The organism is Nostoc piscinale CENA21 (assembly GCF_001298445.1).
GTDB lineage: Bacteria > Cyanobacteriota > Cyanobacteriia > Cyanobacteriales > Nostocaceae > Nostoc_B > Nostoc_B piscinale_A.
In genome coordinates this window covers 3445914-3460282 of sequence record NZ_CP012036.1, presented here as the reverse complement: position 1 = coordinate 3460282, position 14369 = coordinate 3445914, and the positions used below count along the sequence as shown (strand labels likewise).

Sequence of the window (14369 nt, the reverse complement as noted above, 5' to 3'; positions counted from 1 at the left end):
GGATGCCAAAAAGTGCGAAATGATCGCGTTTTGATGCTACAGAATCGCGATCGCACTGGTGAAAGTTTTACGCCCACAGTTTAGCCCAAACAAATTAAGTAGAGATGAGTGAATGCCCAATTGGTTTAATTTGTGAAAACTTCGAGGAGGGCTGTCGCTACTACTGCGAATCATTAGCCCGTCCGTGGCCGCTGCCATTTTTTGATTGGTATTTCATCAATCCCAAATGGAGAAAAGAATGCGGTTTTGTAGTGCAATTGCCCGGCTATCAAGAAGCAGAGAATGAATGGGAGGAGACATTTGTAGACCGCCACAACGATTGGGTTAACAGCATCAGAGACGAGCTTTGGCTTGCGGGGTGGTGGAGAGCTATCGCTCTGCCTTACAAAGCACACCCTGATGGGGGACTAGAAGTAACTCAAGAATTGCTGCTTGACAATACAGTGACATTTTCTACCCCTTGGATTTCTAAAGGGGTTATTTACGCACCTCCACACTGGGAAGCATTCATTCCACCCGTGCCAGTAGATGGCTGGCCTCATGATAGTTGTTGGACTGAGTACATCGAAGCTGATGGATTTTACACAGATTGGGTCATCTATTGGCCTAGTGATTTTGAGGTTACCAGGGACTACGACTATGAATAATAGCAACGATGAGTTTCCTGACATAACTTTTGGTATCGAAGCTGTTTATGTTCCACGCGAAAAATTTATTTGGAACTTTAAAGACCCTCGTATTCAGCATTTAAATAAATCCACCTTGTTTCCACCCGAAATGATGTGAAGAAAAATCGACAGTTTTACAAGGTTACTATGATTGGTTCGATTTATTAATTGGTGATTTCAATAGATGCGAGTGCGAGGAGTGTTTGAAATCAAGTAATGAGCGCCTGGAAGCAATCAACGAATTAATTGCAGACTTTGATGAAGATAGAATTCCGTATTGGATTTTGCCATAATCATGGACATTGATAAAACGAATCAGGGGAAGCTAACGGACGGCTGAGAGCCAACAATTATGGTATTACCATTGAACAGCTAGGGGGGACAGATTCATCTACGGGCAACACTTCCACCCAAACCAAACTCTGGTAAAACTGGCTGGCATCAACAAAGAATAAGCATTGCCCCTGCCAATGCAGATGGAGTTAAAATCGCCGAAAAAGAAGCCAAAATACTAAGAGTTCGACTAGCTACTAGAACATTTGATTGGGCTGATCACACAGCCTTTTCCGTTGGTGCAAATCAAAACATTGGTCAATTAATTGAAGACTTTAAAAAAGATTATTTTCTAACGCCGTTCCGAAAATTTCAAATCACAATCAACATGGAAGATTGAATATGCCTCAGTTTTCAAAATACTAGATTCCAGCAGTCAGCTAACGGCTGAAATGTTGAAACAGGTCATCTTATCAACTCAACCGGACACAAGAACCCGTAAAAGATTCTGTCAAACCCTGGGGGCATTAGCTAAATTTGCCGGAATCGATTTTGACCCCAGCCCGTACGCAGGTAATTACAGCCCCAAAAGCAGACAACCGAGAGATTTACCAAATGACGAATTAATAGTTGAGTGGTATTACAAAATTCAGGACGTTAGGTGGCAATGGGTTTATGGCATTTTGGCGACTTATGGGTTGAGGAATCATGAGGTGTTCTTCCTTGACCTAAAGGCGTTGAGAGCCGGAAATCAGGTGTTAAGTGTACTTCAAGGTAAAACTGGTTATCGAAACATTTGGCCTTTTCACCCAGAATGGTTTGACCAGTTCGGATTGCAGAATGTCAAAATTCCTAACATCAACTGCGATCGCGCCAACTCAGACATCGGCGCAACCGTCAGCCAGAGACTGAGACGAAACGACGGCATTCCCTTTAAGGTCTATGATTTGCGCCATTGCTGGGCAGTCAGAACGCTTGAGTATGGCATTGATATTTCTCTGGCAGCGCAACAGATGGGGCATAGCCTAGCTGTACACAGCAACCTTTACCACACCTGGATACAGGCGAAGCACCACCAACGGGCGTTTGAGTTGGCCTTGAGTAAAACCGATAGACCAAAGCCACCAAAAATATAAGTTCATGATTGTTTACAAAAAAATAACCAGCAAGACCCTTGCTGGCTTTTTGTGCTATAAAAGTATACCAATCCTGTCTCTTAATCTATTGGTTGCGGGTTCAAATCCCTCGTCACCCACTGCTTTGAGAATTTTCGATACTTGCGTTTGACTAAAACGTGACTAAATCAAGAGAATATCCCGCCTCAAAACCCTTGCTTTTAAGTCGTCTTGTTTATTTTAATTCCCAGTTTCTCCGGTTCTTGAGCGACCATCCCCCGAAACCTCCGCAGTTCATCCCAAGCCCTGGTGCTGATGTCGAGTGTCTTGCTGTGCTGATTGGCGTGGTAGTGAGTATTTTTGTAGCCAATATATCGGGCGATCGCGCTTAATATAACCTCTCGCTCATCGGCTGAGTTGCCGTGTAACAAGCTATCTCCAGCGTCTAAGCGCCGAGCGTAATCCATGATTTGTGCTTCAAGTGCGATCGGGATTCTGACGGTTTTAGTTTTGCCGTGCTTCCAACTGCTACTTATCTCCCAAGTGGTTGTTCTGCGTCCGCCGTGTTCAGACATAAAAACCCTACATTGCCGTGTAACAAGCATATTGTAGGGTATTCATGAGTGCTTTATCGCTAAACTTCTGACTAGAGTGAATCCCCAGAGAGTTACTCACTGCGATCGCGTTCTTGCTCTTCTCCAGGAACAATATTTGTTAACTGGTTCCCGTTGACTCTAAAATCCCAGGTTTCGCCGTTAACACCTTGAGGATGAATGTAGAACAACCAACCGCCATCTCGATGTTCTGCCCTCAGTGAAAAATCAATAGCTTTACCTTGGTGAAGGTTAAAATACTGCTCTAATGTGTGTTGAGTCATATATGTTAGAGAAAATTCAGGAATTTTTAAAATACTGGGAGTCTTTACCCTCAACGTTTATAACCTATTACGATGACTTGTATGGTTATCCTTGGGGACGACTACAGTTAGCAGGGATGTTGTGTTTAGGCTTTGCGTTTTACTTTGGTCTGATTAACCTAATTTTTCAGTTACCCTGAATCCCCAGAGGGTATCACTGGTCATTGCGGATTCTAAAATTCTGGTGCTTTTGCAAGAATCCCTGAAGATCCTTAATTTCAAATTTCAACTCTTTAAAGTAGTCCTCAGCCCTCTCGGCTTTATGGTCGATTCTTTCTTTGTTACCGTTAATAGCCAAAAGGGTCGCATCCTTGTAGTTGACATAATCCTGTAAGTGGATTTCAAACCTTTTCTCAATCGTGAAAATTTTCTCACTTAAAAGTTTGGTTTGATCCAACGCCTGAGAGTGAGAGTTTAAATCTTCTCTCAAATCTCGAACCTGATTAGTAATCGAATTAAATTTAGAAACGACTTTAACGGCTGTGCCTACCAACATCACAACGCTTACAGTTATCCCTAGAAAAATACTAGTTGATTCTAAAGTGACGTTCATGCCCTGCGGCTGAGGTGCGGCAGGATTAACTGCTATTACTAGTTTCATCGGGATTATTTATTAGTGGAATCTCTGGCGAGTTTATTTGAGCGTAAATAGCCTCAGCAATAGTTGAGAAGTTTAATAATAATTCTGAAGTAGTGGTGAATTTAATCATTCCTCCCGACTCATTATTAATAGTTGTGCCTTCTAGTGTCACCCAATCAATTCGCCAAAATATTTCTAAAACAAGTGTGTTTAAATCGCCTTCTGTAATGTCGCCTTGAATGCGCCAGATTCGGGGGATTTTTTGTATTTCTATGGTTTGAATTGTCATGGCTTTTTATAGAGCGAAAACCAACTACCAGAATCAATCGTAAAAGTAGCCCCATTATTTGTAGCTGTTGTAGTACGAATATCTATTGTGTCGTTGGCTGCAAGATTAAATAGAGTTACGGAGCCATGAACGGCTAAAGTAAAAGCGCCAGAGGTGGGCTGTATTGTGGTTCTGGCTATATCTTTAAAAAAAAGAGCCGTTCTTATAAACAGAAAGTCTTAGCCTAGTTGTAGCCGTCCCATCTGTTGTGAAAGTTCCAGAAATGTAAGTTTCTAAACAGTAATCACCAGCGTATTCAGAAGGGATAACAGAATTACCAGTAGATATATTATGAATGTTTTGATTGTCTACTTCTTCTGAATTGAAAACAATTTTATTTACAGCACTAGTGCTAAGGCTTGAGGTGCTACTGGTTCTAATCGCTGATGCTTTTGGTAAATTATCAGCTACTAAATTACCGCCGACATGGAGATTTTTAGCAATACCAACGCCACCATCAAATCGAGTGCCTGTTGTTGTGTTTGTCGCTTGGGTGGTATCAGTAAATCTTTTTAATCCTCCAATCGATTCATCACCTGATAAATGTGCCATTAAATCATAAAGTTGAACAATGGCATTTTGTACAGTATTTGCGGTAATGTTAGTAGTTGGATTAAAAGTTATTTGGCTGGCATAGGTGCTAGGCGGAATAGTTAAAGGCATTTTTTAGGTCAATTCTCTTACTAGAGCATTCCCATTTGCAGCACTCCAAATACCACTAATTACACCAGTGTAATTAAATGGCATTTCAAAATATCCGCCAGCAGCAATTGGAACTGCCGCTTCTGAGGTAGTAGCAGCCGAATCAAAGTCAATATACAAAGTGGCTGTTGAGTTATTCCAAATAGTTAACCCTTTTCTATTGGAATTGGCGGCGGCGATGGTTTGACTATTTGTAGAAGCGGCAACGGTTGAAGGAGTAGAAGTGCTACTAGTTGATTCAACTACAGTAACGCTTGCTGGATTGTATAAAGCCATTATTCAACACACTCCACAAAAGAAAGCTTGCAATTATTAGCAGATATAGCTGAAACCTTGCCGACATAGAGATTGGTTTGATTAATTTCGTAGCTACCACCACGGGGTTTTAAAATGATGCCTTTACCAACAGTCCCTTTAGATTTATCACCTAATATCAAGGTGATATCGTAAAGTGAATTATTAACAAAGACCGCATATTGACGATTGCTATTCTCGTTTAAAACCTCATCTCCGACATTTTTGGTAAATGTTTTTTCCCCGTGGGTACAATTATTAAATCGGATAACCTCAACCGTATTGCTAGAGTTGTTGAGCATAATTAGTCAGTTGGATCATCAAGATTATCAATAAACAAAGCTGTATCCACCTTCACCCGCACAGTAAATTCATATTCTGGTGATTCAGGTGTGCCAGTAAGTTGCATAGAGGCGAACTGAATTGGTGCCAGGTTATCGTTGACTCTTTCTTCATTTACTTGGTCGGTCAACTCTGATAACGCTTGCATTAACTTGACAATACCCTTAACACAAGAGGTATCTAATGTTAGAGTCGAGCCTGATTCTGTAGCTAGACTCAAATTGAGTTTTACTTGATTATTCCCAACAAATTCAATTGCACCATTGGGCAATTTTTCAGCCAATGCTGAATAGCTTAATGAAGTCATAGATTATCGATTTTGAATTCAATTGTTTCTAATTTGGCTCTCACAGCCTGAATTAATTCTTCTGTAGAGTCGGTTTCTGTTCCTACGTACTCCCAAACGCCAAGGGTGAGTTCTTCAATCCAGGGTAGTGCCTCAAATCGTAGGCGGAATGTATCTGAAATTTTGGGGAATTGAACAAGCTCAATGGCGTTGAGCTTGATCATCCTGCGGCTGTAGTCTACCTCAGTGCTGGGAACTGCCCCTAATCCATCAAAGATGATCGCGTCGTTGATTTGGATGCCGTCAATTTGCTGGTAAAAGTATCCTGCTCTCACCCAGCTTGGTTTGGCTTTGCTGGAGGTTGCTCCAACCAGGAATAGATGTTTATCCGTCAGGTAGGGCAGTTCAATCGGGTCAATAATTGGCGCTTTGATTCGGCGGTTATTTAAATTGCCCGTGTGCTTTTGGTAATAAGTGAGTTCCCAAGCTCCGACGGCTTTTAAATCAACTTGTAATACCATCCCCTAGACCCCAATCGTCGGCTAGGTCGAACACGTCATAGCCTTGTTCATTCAGAAAATCTAGGAAGGTATCAGCTTGAATTTCACCTTTTAAAAACGAACTTAGTCCACTTAGTACGAACCAGCATCAGGTCAATTTCCTCTTGTAAATCAACCTCTGTCTGTCCTGGATACCAAAGAACTGGAGTAGACAAGTTAGGCATTATACTCCACTAGCTGCGTAGGGATAATCTTCTGGTTCAAACCAGATCCGACCATATCCACCACCAACAGATCCTTTTTTGGCGGCAATTATGCTAGTTACCTTGGTTTTCAAGTTTGTAGGAGTATCCGCCGTGATTGGTGCGGTGAAATTGTATTGAGTACCACCACCTCTAGTACCTGCACCGTAACGAACATAAGGACGATTACTGCCTTGAGCGCGAATGACTGCGGGAGAAGAGTCAGCGATCATTGCATGAATCGTGGCTGGCTTAAATCCTCTCGGCGCTGAGGGGTCTGTATCGGATTCGGCTAGACCTAATGCTGCGAGGTCTCCGAAGAAATTAAGCCCCTTTTGTGATGCTTGAATTGTAAATGCTGCATCAGCTTCAGCTAATGGTGAAAGAACAGCATACTTAACAGCTACCTTGGGTTGTCTGCGCGTAGCTGCACCATCTTCTCTCAAAGGTGGATTATATGCTTCACGCGCCTTGGCGTATTGCAATTTGTTTCTCTAGTTCTTTGGCGCTTTTACGTCTGCCCATATCAGTGTTTGGTTATGACTTGTATTTATCTACACTCCAGTCATAGCAGGGTTTGCGGGTCATGATTTCCAGGCGGATAACATTTGGTTGTCTGTTAAATTTTTGGCACAATTTCCAAAATCTACACTTACGTCCGTTCAATAACGCTTCTCAGGCGAGTGCCGGAAACAGAAACTAAATTTACAGGGTTTTGTTGTCCCCAAATTAGTAATTGTGCAAAGCGAAATTTTACGTCTGCTGTTCGCCTGCGAACAAATTTTTTGACAGTACGCCCATAAACTCGATGTGTACCGGGAGTTGATGAATAACTCGGTCGTTGTCAATGTATTGCAGATAATCACGGTCAAACGGGTGATTTTGAATAGAAAGTACAGCTTTGATGATTCGTTCCCCTTCAGCTTTACTTGTTACTAATAATTTCAATTCGTAACCGCGTTCTTTATCTGTGTAGGTACATTTGAATTTGCCTTTATTCCAAGTAAAAGGCGGAGTAGCAAAAACAGTTTTGATTTCTCTAGCTAATCTTTCGGCATCACTTCTAGTAATGGTTTCGCTAGATTCGTTCATCAATCTAAAAGTAATTTCGCCTTCTGATTGTGGCGTACCATCCCATGTGTAGAGAAATTATAAGGTTCTAAAAAATAAAGTTTTATTTGCGGTTTAAAAGTACGGTCAAATTGAAATTCTTGCCAAGGAATACCATAGACCGGGCGCTGTAATGATTGAGCATGACCGCAAGTAATTTCAAACAACCACATTCGCATTAAAGTCATTGTTGCGGTGTCGTCGTCCTTCATGATGCAGGTATGTTTTAATCTACGTTTTGGTGTAGAAACATCCTCGTCTGGTTGATTTTTGAAGTAGGCTCGAACAGATTTATTGTGTTCAAGCCTGACTAAATCTTGCAAGTTCTCCCATTCGCTAAAACCTTCGGGTAAGGGCATTATTCGTCTGCCTCCTTGTCCTCATCTGTTATTGCTAATCCTGTAGCACTGACTAGTTTAGAAATATCAAATGCAGCCTTAACCTGTGTCGCTTCTGGTGACTCAGTTCCTTGCTTACTGCCGCTTTCCTCTCCTAAAGCTTTTGTGAATTGTTCTTTTTGTTCGCCAATTTGGTTAATGTTTTCTTGAACGCTTAACACTTCACTGGCGACTGTATCAACTTGACTGACCACATTTTCAACATTCTCTAAGGTAGTAAAGAATTTATTTTGAAAGTTGGGAGTAGGGTTCATCCATCGATAAGCACGTTCTCCAACTTCCCCCCATTTTCTGAGAGCATTCCCTATAGATGCTACCCAACTACCAACTACTTCTAATGCGCTTAATATTGAATAACCAATTGATTGAACGGCATTTAAAATATTAGCAGCAGCTTGATAAATCCTATTCCACTTCTTCCACTCAGCTTTCATGCCTTGCCAAGTTTCAACGCCTATGAGTGCTTTGGCTAATTCATCAATAGCACCACCAAATACTGCATTAACGTCTATTGGATTGCCTTCTGCATCTTTTATTCCTATTGCTGCTAATACATTGGAGATTGCACTGAATAAAGTCTGTGCCAAGTTATTAGACAACATATAGGCATTATGTAGAGTCTGCCACCAAATCAAAATGTTTAAGATTCTGTCAAGTTTCAACCAATCGGCAACTTTATTAAGTTTGTCCCAGACTCTTGATAATAATCCGCCAAGTCCGCCATTGGGTAACTGTGGGCCAAGTTTGGCATTCATGACATCTAGCTTGGAATTTAAAGCAGCGATACCAGCTAAATCCAACCCGTTTAATAAAGCATTAAGTTGGTCTAATTTATTGTTATTTTGGTCAAGCTTGTTGTTGTTCTGATTTGCTTTATCTTCAATTCGATTTAATGGTTTCCCTAAACAAGATGTTGGCTGTGTTAATTCACAAACTGCGGCTTGTGTTTCTTCTTTACTCAATCCACCAGTACTAGGCGTAGTTGGTGTTTTGGGCTTGGTGGGGTCTTGGTTTTTTGGTGCAGGGCTATTTTTATCTGGTGTTGGGTTGGCTTTACCAATTGCTGGAATGAAAGGTATTGAAAAGGATGCAGTGCCTGTACTCCCCAGAGGCACCGGCTGTACATTGCCCTGCCCTTGTCCGGTTGGTGCTGATTGCCAGCCGGGGATACTGTTTGGTGAAGAACCTGGGGCATTGTTGGGAGTTGTTGCCGGAAGTTCGCCGCCTAAGTTTCCTGGTGATTGGGTGGGGTTGGGGTTCTGCCCTGGTGCTAGTCCGCCATGTGGCATCCAGCCAACTGCGTCACCTCTTGGTGTGCCACCTGGTGCTGTGCCTGGTGCGGCATAGTTTGATGGGCCGGGATTTGTGCCAGCACCAGGGTAAGCGCGGGGTGGGGCGTAGTCGCCATCGTTGGGAATTGTATAAGGTCTGTTTTCCGGTGGCGGTGCTGGTGTGAATGAGGGGATATTTCCGCCGATGTCTGGTTGCCCGTCTAGTCTTTCTACGTAGACGTTTGCTTAAGGTTAGGATTTCGCTGCTTCCCAACGGCCCATCAAAAACGTAGTAAATACCAGGGGTTGGAGTTTCAAATTCGGTTGTGCCGTGACAGCCAATTTGGACGTAAGGTAAGCCATTCATCCTGACTAATTCAACCGATTCTACTGGCCCTAATACACTAGAAGTTCTGTTTTGGGTGTAAATATCACCTGGTATTGCACTGTAATGAACAATGTAAGGAACTGCTGATTGACCACCTGTAAATGGCGGCGGTGCTTGGAATGGCTGCGGGGCTACTGTCGCTGGAGGTGGGAAGGCGTGATTCCAAATTTGATCTGCGATCGCGCCACCAACGTAACCACCAATCATCCCACCAACAAACATTCCGACTGGCCCGAAGGCTGCACCAATAGCAGTCCCAGCAGCTGCACCTGCGAAGTTACCCACGGCACCAAAGGCAGCTTGACCAGCTGGCTGTCCACTAGCTAATCTCATTCCCAAATCTATTCCCGCACCAATGGCAGGGCCGGCAAACCGTCCGCTTCCGGCTGGCGTTGGATTACCTGGGGGTTTACTTCTGGGCGGTGCTATTGGTGGTACAGGTTCTGCAAAGGTTACTGGTGCTGGTGTAATTGTGGGTTCAAATGCAGACGAACCGCGTGTGCCAGCACTTGAATTTGGTGTCGGTGGTGGTTTGGCGCTGGATGGTCTCGGTGTTTGGGTTGGCGATTTTGTTGTGGGTGTGGGCTGTTCCCATGCTGGGTTACGATTTGTAATTCTGGGTTCAGAGGGTTCGGCGGTTGGGGGACGTTGCCTCAATAAGTCTCGTTGAGCTTGTTCCCGCTTGAATATCTCGGCTTCTCTGGCTTCCTGTGCGGCTTTTTTGCTGGCGAAAGTATTCGCGCATTGCCGCTTGTTCTTCCAGAATTAAATTTTTTCTCGCCAATGGTGTAAGCAGGTGTTGAACCCTCTGGTTTTGGCTTGAGTTGTAAAGGGATGTCTAGGGGAACTGAAGATTTTTGGACGGGCGCTGATGCCGTCGTACAAGTCAGCATTCGCCCAGTCAAGAGAGCGATAAGGGACGGCAACATCACTCATGAATTAGTTACCAGTAAAAATTGTAGGAATTGCTGTGTTACTTAGTTCTTGTGCGTAAGTCCAAAGCTTTGAACCTCCAGCGAGATAATCTGGAGACATCTGAATAGAATGTCTGATTAATGCTCTGTATTTGTTGTCAGCTTGTACGTAAAAAATTCCGGCTTGGCTTACTCGTTCTGTATACCCTACACCCTCAATTGCGGTTAAAGAGGGGTTGACATTGGCGAGAGCTAAACCACACCAAACAGCTAATTTTTCTAAAGTGTCGATTTGGCTAGGAATTTGAGTGGCAATGTTAATAACTGACATAAAACTATCTCACCAATTTTGAGAGTTAATAAATCAGTTTTATTCAGTAACTAAAACTGTGTAAATCTTCCAGTTTTATGTAAAACACGCATATCTTCACGCAGGCTAAACCTTGCTGTACCTACGTTTCAGAACAAGTACAGCAATGGACACGATAATTTATACCGGATTAACCCTCCAGAGGTGTAAAACCGGAAGTTGCAACCATAAACAGAGTGACAATCACCCGTATCTGCACTGATTGTTAAGATTGTGTGAATTTTTAGTATTAGCCATTATCTTGATAGCGCGATCGCCCATTGAAGTTGTATCCAGTAGGGCGATCGCATTCTCTACAACTCTGGCTTCTTAAGTTGTTTGGACTTGGCATACATGAACAGCCCCGAACTAGACTCAAGTTGCCAGCCCTTCTGTTGGTCACGCCCAACAATTACACAAATCTCACCAGCGTAATCAACCAGATGTCCAATATTTAATGTCCAGTTTTCATCAGGCAGTAGGTAAAGTTCGGTGTACTTGGCGGGTGCAGTTCGCCCAGTTTTCAAGCTTTTAACTGTGGCTTTGCGTGATCTGTTGTTGATTTCAGCTATCTCAACTTTCTGATTGAACGGTAGCCACCACCAAACCTGACCAACTCCAATATTTTTTCTTAGCTGGCGGGGGAGTTTCAACCGCGCGATCGCCAGTTGACTCATTAGCTGGTTGTGTCGGTTTGATATTGTGATCAAAAAAATCTTGAGTTTTTGTCAAAATCGCACTTTGACATGGATCACATGGATCAGCTAGGTGGGGAGAGGGTTCTAGCTGATCCATGTCTGATTTTGGACATGGATCAAGATGGATCTCCGGGATCAACATTTGCTCTGTATTATTTGGAACTTGTGGAAAACTTGATCCCTTAGATCCATGTCGATCCATGTCATGACAAAGACATGGATCAACTTGAGTGTCTTGTATAGACTGGCTTTCAGAGGTTGATCCATGTGATCCATCAAAAATCGCGTTTTGAGAAAAATCACAATTTTTATTTTCAGATTGTTCAATAGCCCAACCACGTCGCCAAACGCCATCAATCTTGGCTCGACTATGACCCCAACCCAGACGGCGCATAATATTAGAGATTCGTCTTGATTCGGCTCCGGTGCGATGAGCCACTTCAATATCCAGTAGACGGTAAAGACTTTCGGTTGATACGAATTTTAAATTGTTAGCAGTGATATGCGTTTCGATAACTTCCGACCACGGGTCAATATTGTGATAATCGCGGTTGAGTATCTCCCGCCGGGATTCTTCTTCATCAGTTAGCTTCCACTCAAAACCAGATTTGTACAGTGCATTGGCCGCAGCCCAGATTTTATCCTTGTCCCGCATTACTCGAACCACGTCGATTCGTTTCTTCACTGGCACAACCCAAAACCGTCTGTCACCTGTTGGGTCATTGAGAATCTCTTGCTCATTTGTAGTGCCAACAAATATGCAGGAACGCGGATAAGTTATGGGTACTCTGTCATAAGGCGCTCGAAAAACATCTTCTAATGCAGTAATGAAATTTTTGAGGGTTGCTACGTCCTTTTTCTTGTAAACGGTTTCAAATTCTGCCCACTCCAAACACCAGTAAAGGTGCATTTTCTGTCTTTCATCCTTGTCGCTGGCATCACCTAACTGGTCGCTGTACCAATCATCCCCAAACAGAACTCTGAAGAAGGTTGACTTATATAATCCCTGCTTTTGAGATGCCAACATAAAAACAGAGTCAACCTTCTCCCCTGGCTTCCTGGCACGGGCGACAGCTGCAACCAAAAACTTGATGAAATAAGTTGTGTGCATGGGGTCGGTAGTGCCAAAGTATTCCCCAGCCAGATTGTTTAAAAATGATGGGTTGATGTCTGGAAATTTTGCTTCTACTTCATCCAGGTAATCAACAACGGGAGAATAAGCGTTGGCTTTCGATATGGTGCGAACAATTGAGAGAACATCTGAAGTAGACATATCAACATCGAATTCGAGAGCCGCCGCTAATCGCACATCATCAGCAGGGAGTTCTGAGCCGTGTAGCTCAACTCTTTTCTTTAAGGTGTTGTAGCGCAGATTTTCACCCCATCGGTCATTAATTATCTGAAAGTTTCGGGCTACTTTGGATTTCCGCTTGTAAGGCTCATCCTCTGATTCCAGAGAATCAATGTGTTCCTTCCATTCCTCAAAGGTAAGCGCATCTTTAATCAACTGTTTGAAAGCTTCTTCACCATGCAAGGCGATGTAATCATCCATACCTTTAGCTTCACCTTCAGGCAACATGATCACCATGACCTTGCTACCTTTGGCGGCTAATTCTTTAGCCATACCCAATAGTGAATTCTGTACTTGTTTCTTTTTAAGTACGTTCGTTATCAAAGGCTAAATAGAATGTTCTTCCTAGTACAGCCAAAAAGTTCTAAAAGTGGATGTAATCTTCCTTTTTTTCGGCAAGTTGATACACCAGGAATACTGATGGTAGGAATACCAATTGATAACCCTGATGCTGCTTTTTTAGCACCCTCTGTAATGAGTACGTATTTAAGAATGTCATCAATTATTGATTTCCAATACCCAGCTAAACCATTGTTTAAAAACAGTGGTGCTGTATCAAAATCTTTTGCACCAAAATACTTTTGTGGTTTACCGTCTTTACCTAAAGGTGGGTTATCTGGTTTAACTTGAACGCCTTGTAGTGTCGGTTCATCTGTCAGGGGGTCTACACCAGCTACACACCATGCTGGTACTAAATCTTCTGAATGCTTCCAGCGTCTTTTATTGTTTCTATTTAGTATTTTGTCGATTTCGCTAGAATCTTCAATTGTGCGAAAGTTGAGATTTATTATTTCATCGGAAATAGCACTTGATTTCCATTCATCCCAGTGTCGCGATGCACATGAGTTGACACTCTGAAGAGTAGATGCAATCATTGTTCTACCCTCCGATTGATGCTATAATTGTTAGTAATTCAGAGCAATTAATTACTCTGAAAGAGAAACTAAACAAGTTTCTATTCATATTTAGATTCCTTTTTTTGTTGATTCTCCAGTCGCCAAACTGGAGTTTTTTTTTTGGACAAGGAAATTAACTAAAACAACACGCTATCAACGTCTAAATAGCTGATAGTTTCTCCTCTGGAATTAACCTCCTCAATGAATGATTTGATGATGGGATAGGGGAATCTCAGCATTAGGCGGGGATAGCAGAAGGACAAGCAAATTACGAATGCGGCGGTGGGGCATCCCCATGAGGCTGTTGATATTTTGATTGGCGGGTCAATTAGGCGAAGTTCACAGGCGTAGAACAGTTTTGAGTGCATGGCGGCGTATTGCCAGAGGCGCAGGAATAGCAGTAGTTTTTCATAACGGTTTAATTCTTTGCGGACATCGCAGTTAATTGGTTCGTTCATGGTTGGTTGGGTCTTTGGGATTGTTCCATCCAGGTGGCGATCGCACTCAAGACTCTGATTTTGTCAATTTCGGTGAGGTCGCTGATATTGTCGTAGTCTCTCAATTGAAGGCGGGTTTTACCTTCCAGCTTTTCGACTGTTTCGTAAAGTGGCTCATTGGGGAATTTGAGAGACTCGATTATTGCCGTGGATAAATCCAGGAGGAAGGGGCGGCACAGTTCTAGTAGGTGGTCTTTGTTTTGTGTCATGGTCATGTTCAAAAAAAAAATGGCGGCTGACTTTGGATGTGT

The 14369-nt window shown here is 42.8% G+C and carries 23 protein-coding genes; 2 read left to right on the top strand and 21 right to left on the bottom strand.

Annotation, left to right across the window (positions count from 1 at the left end; translation table 11 throughout):
* The first annotated feature begins 104 nt into the window (after positions 1-104).
* A complete protein-coding gene (locus ACX27_RS14850; RefSeq protein WP_062291211.1) occupies positions 105-647 on the top strand; it encodes a hypothetical protein in 543 nt (180 codons plus the stop codon).
* A 746-nt stretch (positions 648-1393) separates the two neighbouring features.
* Entirely contained in the window at positions 1394-2077 is a 684-nt protein-coding gene (locus ACX27_RS14845; RefSeq protein WP_062293820.1) for a site-specific integrase, read from the top strand.
* Between the two features lie 200 nt (positions 2078-2277).
* Here the strand turns inward: ACX27_RS14845 and ACX27_RS14840 are convergent, their stop codons facing one another.
* From ACX27_RS14840 to ACX27_RS14750, 21 genes are all read right to left on the bottom strand, one after another.
* Positions 2278-2631 carry a hypothetical protein gene (locus tag ACX27_RS14840; protein WP_062291146.1) on the bottom strand — a complete coding sequence of 118 codons (354 nt, stop codon included), beginning with the start codon at positions 2629-2631 and terminating at the stop codon, positions 2278-2280.
* Between the two features lie 92 nt (positions 2632-2723).
* Complete coding sequence (locus ACX27_RS14835) at positions 2724-2933, bottom strand: hypothetical protein (RefSeq protein WP_062291149.1); 210 nt, start codon at positions 2931-2933, stop codon at positions 2724-2726.
* A 193-nt stretch (positions 2934-3126) separates the two neighbouring features.
* On the bottom strand, positions 3127-3573 hold the full coding sequence (locus ACX27_RS14830) for a hypothetical protein (RefSeq protein ID WP_062291152.1): 447 nt from the start codon (positions 3571-3573) through the stop codon (positions 3127-3129).
* The gene (locus ACX27_RS14825) at positions 3551-3841 is read right to left on the bottom strand and encodes a hypothetical protein (protein WP_062291155.1); all 291 of its coding nucleotides are present in this window, start codon (positions 3839-3841) and stop codon (positions 3551-3553) included. Before ACX27_RS14825 ends, ACX27_RS14830 begins: the two co-directional genes overlap by 23 nt.
* A gap of 183 nt (positions 3842-4024) precedes the next feature.
* A complete protein-coding gene (locus tag ACX27_RS14820) occupies positions 4025-4543 on the bottom strand; it encodes a hypothetical protein (protein WP_062293817.1) in 519 nt (172 codons plus the stop codon).
* A 3-nt stretch (positions 4544-4546) separates the two neighbouring features.
* Positions 4547-4858, bottom strand: coding sequence for a hypothetical protein (locus ACX27_RS14815; protein WP_062291215.1), 312 nt, complete (start codon positions 4856-4858; stop codon positions 4547-4549).
* The gene (locus ACX27_RS14810; protein WP_062293814.1) at positions 4858-5178 is read right to left on the bottom strand and encodes a hypothetical protein; all 321 of its coding nucleotides are present in this window, start codon (positions 5176-5178) and stop codon (positions 4858-4860) included. The genes ACX27_RS14815 and ACX27_RS14810 overlap by 1 nt, the downstream gene beginning before the upstream one ends.
* Positions 5179-5180: 2 nt before the next feature.
* Complete coding sequence (locus ACX27_RS14805) at positions 5181-5525, bottom strand: hypothetical protein (protein ID WP_062293811.1); 345 nt, start codon at positions 5523-5525, stop codon at positions 5181-5183.
* Positions 5522-6025, bottom strand: a complete 504-nt coding sequence (locus tag ACX27_RS14800) for a hypothetical protein (protein ID WP_062293809.1) — start codon at positions 6023-6025, stop codon at positions 5522-5524. The genes ACX27_RS14805 and ACX27_RS14800 overlap by 4 nt, the downstream gene beginning before the upstream one ends.
* A 202-nt stretch (positions 6026-6227) precedes the next feature.
* Entirely contained in the window at positions 6228-6731 is a 504-nt protein-coding gene (locus ACX27_RS14795) for a hypothetical protein (protein ID WP_062293806.1), read from the bottom strand.
* A 268-nt stretch (positions 6732-6999) separates the two neighbouring features.
* Positions 7000-7338, bottom strand: a complete 339-nt coding sequence (locus ACX27_RS33880) for a hypothetical protein (protein ID WP_235526643.1) — start codon at positions 7336-7338, stop codon at positions 7000-7002.
* Positions 7338-7715 (bottom strand): hypothetical protein, encoded by a 378-nt coding sequence (locus ACX27_RS33875; RefSeq protein WP_235526642.1) that lies wholly within the window; start codon positions 7713-7715, stop codon positions 7338-7340. The genes ACX27_RS33880 and ACX27_RS33875 overlap by 1 nt, the downstream gene beginning before the upstream one ends.
* Complete coding sequence (locus ACX27_RS14785; protein ID WP_062293803.1) at positions 7715-9043, bottom strand: hypothetical protein; 1329 nt, start codon at positions 9041-9043, stop codon at positions 7715-7717. The genes ACX27_RS33875 and ACX27_RS14785 overlap by 1 nt, the downstream gene beginning before the upstream one ends.
* A gap of 13 nt (positions 9044-9056) precedes the next feature.
* Positions 9057-10070: a hypothetical protein gene (locus ACX27_RS14780; RefSeq protein WP_235526641.1), complete on the bottom strand. Its 1014-nt coding sequence runs from the start codon at positions 10068-10070 to the stop codon at positions 9057-9059.
* A 108-nt stretch (positions 10071-10178) separates the two neighbouring features.
* Positions 10179-10349, bottom strand: coding sequence for a hypothetical protein (locus ACX27_RS32420; protein WP_158507385.1), 171 nt, complete (start codon positions 10347-10349; stop codon positions 10179-10181).
* 3 nt (positions 10350-10352) lie between these two features.
* Positions 10353-10658, bottom strand: coding sequence for a hypothetical protein (locus ACX27_RS14770; protein ID WP_062291179.1), 306 nt, complete (start codon positions 10656-10658; stop codon positions 10353-10355).
* 332 nt (positions 10659-10990) lie between these two features.
* Positions 10991-11203, bottom strand: coding sequence for a hypothetical protein (locus ACX27_RS32415; RefSeq protein ID WP_062293794.1), 213 nt, complete (start codon positions 11201-11203; stop codon positions 10991-10993).
* A gap of 46 nt (positions 11204-11249) precedes the next feature.
* Positions 11250-13049, bottom strand: coding sequence for a virulence-associated E family protein (locus ACX27_RS14760; protein ID WP_062293791.1), 1800 nt, complete (start codon positions 13047-13049; stop codon positions 11250-11252).
* Entirely contained in the window at positions 13046-13600 is a 555-nt protein-coding gene (locus ACX27_RS14755) for a DUF3854 domain-containing protein (protein WP_062293788.1), read from the bottom strand. Before ACX27_RS14755 ends, ACX27_RS14760 begins: the two co-directional genes overlap by 4 nt.
* A 158-nt stretch (positions 13601-13758) precedes the next feature.
* The gene (locus ACX27_RS31735) at positions 13759-14079 is read right to left on the bottom strand and encodes a hypothetical protein (RefSeq protein WP_144427428.1); all 321 of its coding nucleotides are present in this window, start codon (positions 14077-14079) and stop codon (positions 13759-13761) included.
* The gene (locus ACX27_RS14750) at positions 14076-14327 is read right to left on the bottom strand and encodes a hypothetical protein (RefSeq protein ID WP_062291185.1); all 252 of its coding nucleotides are present in this window, start codon (positions 14325-14327) and stop codon (positions 14076-14078) included. The genes ACX27_RS31735 and ACX27_RS14750 overlap by 4 nt, the downstream gene beginning before the upstream one ends.
* Between the last annotated feature and the right edge of the window lie 42 nt (positions 14328-14369).

Bases quoted from the DNA above. Each gene is read 5' to 3' on its own strand.
- ACX27_RS14755 (WP_062293788.1), bottom strand. From the start codon at position 13,600: ATGATTGCATCTACTCTTCAGAGTGTCAACTCATGTGCATCGCGACAC.
- ACX27_RS14850 (WP_062291211.1), top strand. From the start codon at position 105: ATGAGTGAATGCCCAATTGGTTTAATTTGTGAAAACTTCGAGGAGGGC.
- ACX27_RS14815 (WP_062291215.1), bottom strand. From the start codon at position 4,858: ATGGCTTTATACAATCCAGCAAGCGTTACTGTAGTTGAATCAACTAGT.
- ACX27_RS14800 (WP_062293809.1), bottom strand. From the start codon at position 6,025: ATGGTATTACAAGTTGATTTAAAAGCCGTCGGAGCTTGGGAACTCACT.
- ACX27_RS14840 (WP_062291146.1), bottom strand. From the start codon at position 2,631: ATGTCTGAACACGGCGGACGCAGAACAACCACTTGGGAGATAAGTAGC.
- ACX27_RS14835 (WP_062291149.1), bottom strand. From the start codon at position 2,933: ATGACTCAACACACATTAGAGCAGTATTTTAACCTTCACCAAGGTAAA.
- ACX27_RS31735 (WP_144427428.1), bottom strand. From the start codon at position 14,079: ATGAACGAACCAATTAACTGCGATGTCCGCAAAGAATTAAACCGTTAT.
- ACX27_RS14770 (WP_062291179.1), bottom strand. From the start codon at position 10,658: ATGTCAGTTATTAACATTGCCACTCAAATTCCTAGCCAAATCGACACT.
- ACX27_RS14820 (WP_062293817.1), bottom strand. From the start codon at position 4,543: ATGCCTTTAACTATTCCGCCTAGCACCTATGCCAGCCAAATAACTTTT.
- ACX27_RS14825 (WP_062291155.1), bottom strand. From the start codon at position 3,841: ATGACAATTCAAACCATAGAAATACAAAAAATCCCCCGAATCTGGCGC.
- ACX27_RS33875 (WP_235526642.1), bottom strand. From the start codon at position 7,715: ATGCCCTTACCCGAAGGTTTTAGCGAATGGGAGAACTTGCAAGATTTA.
- ACX27_RS14845 (WP_062293820.1), top strand. From the start codon at position 1,394: ATGTTGAAACAGGTCATCTTATCAACTCAACCGGACACAAGAACCCGT.
- ACX27_RS33880 (WP_235526643.1), bottom strand. From the start codon at position 7,338: ATGAACGAATCTAGCGAAACCATTACTAGAAGTGATGCCGAAAGATTA.
- ACX27_RS32420 (WP_158507385.1), bottom strand. From the start codon at position 10,349: ATGAGTGATGTTGCCGTCCCTTATCGCTCTCTTGACTGGGCGAATGCT.
- ACX27_RS14750 (WP_062291185.1), bottom strand. From the start codon at position 14,327: ATGACACAAAACAAAGACCACCTACTAGAACTGTGCCGCCCCTTCCTC.
- ACX27_RS14785 (WP_062293803.1), bottom strand. From the start codon at position 9,043: ATGCCACATGGCGGACTAGCACCAGGGCAGAACCCCAACCCCACCCAA.
- ACX27_RS14830 (WP_062291152.1), bottom strand. From the start codon at position 3,573: ATGAAACTAGTAATAGCAGTTAATCCTGCCGCACCTCAGCCGCAGGGC.
- ACX27_RS14805 (WP_062293811.1), bottom strand. From the start codon at position 5,525: ATGACTTCATTAAGCTATTCAGCATTGGCTGAAAAATTGCCCAATGGT.
- ACX27_RS14810 (WP_062293814.1), bottom strand. From the start codon at position 5,178: ATGCTCAACAACTCTAGCAATACGGTTGAGGTTATCCGATTTAATAAT.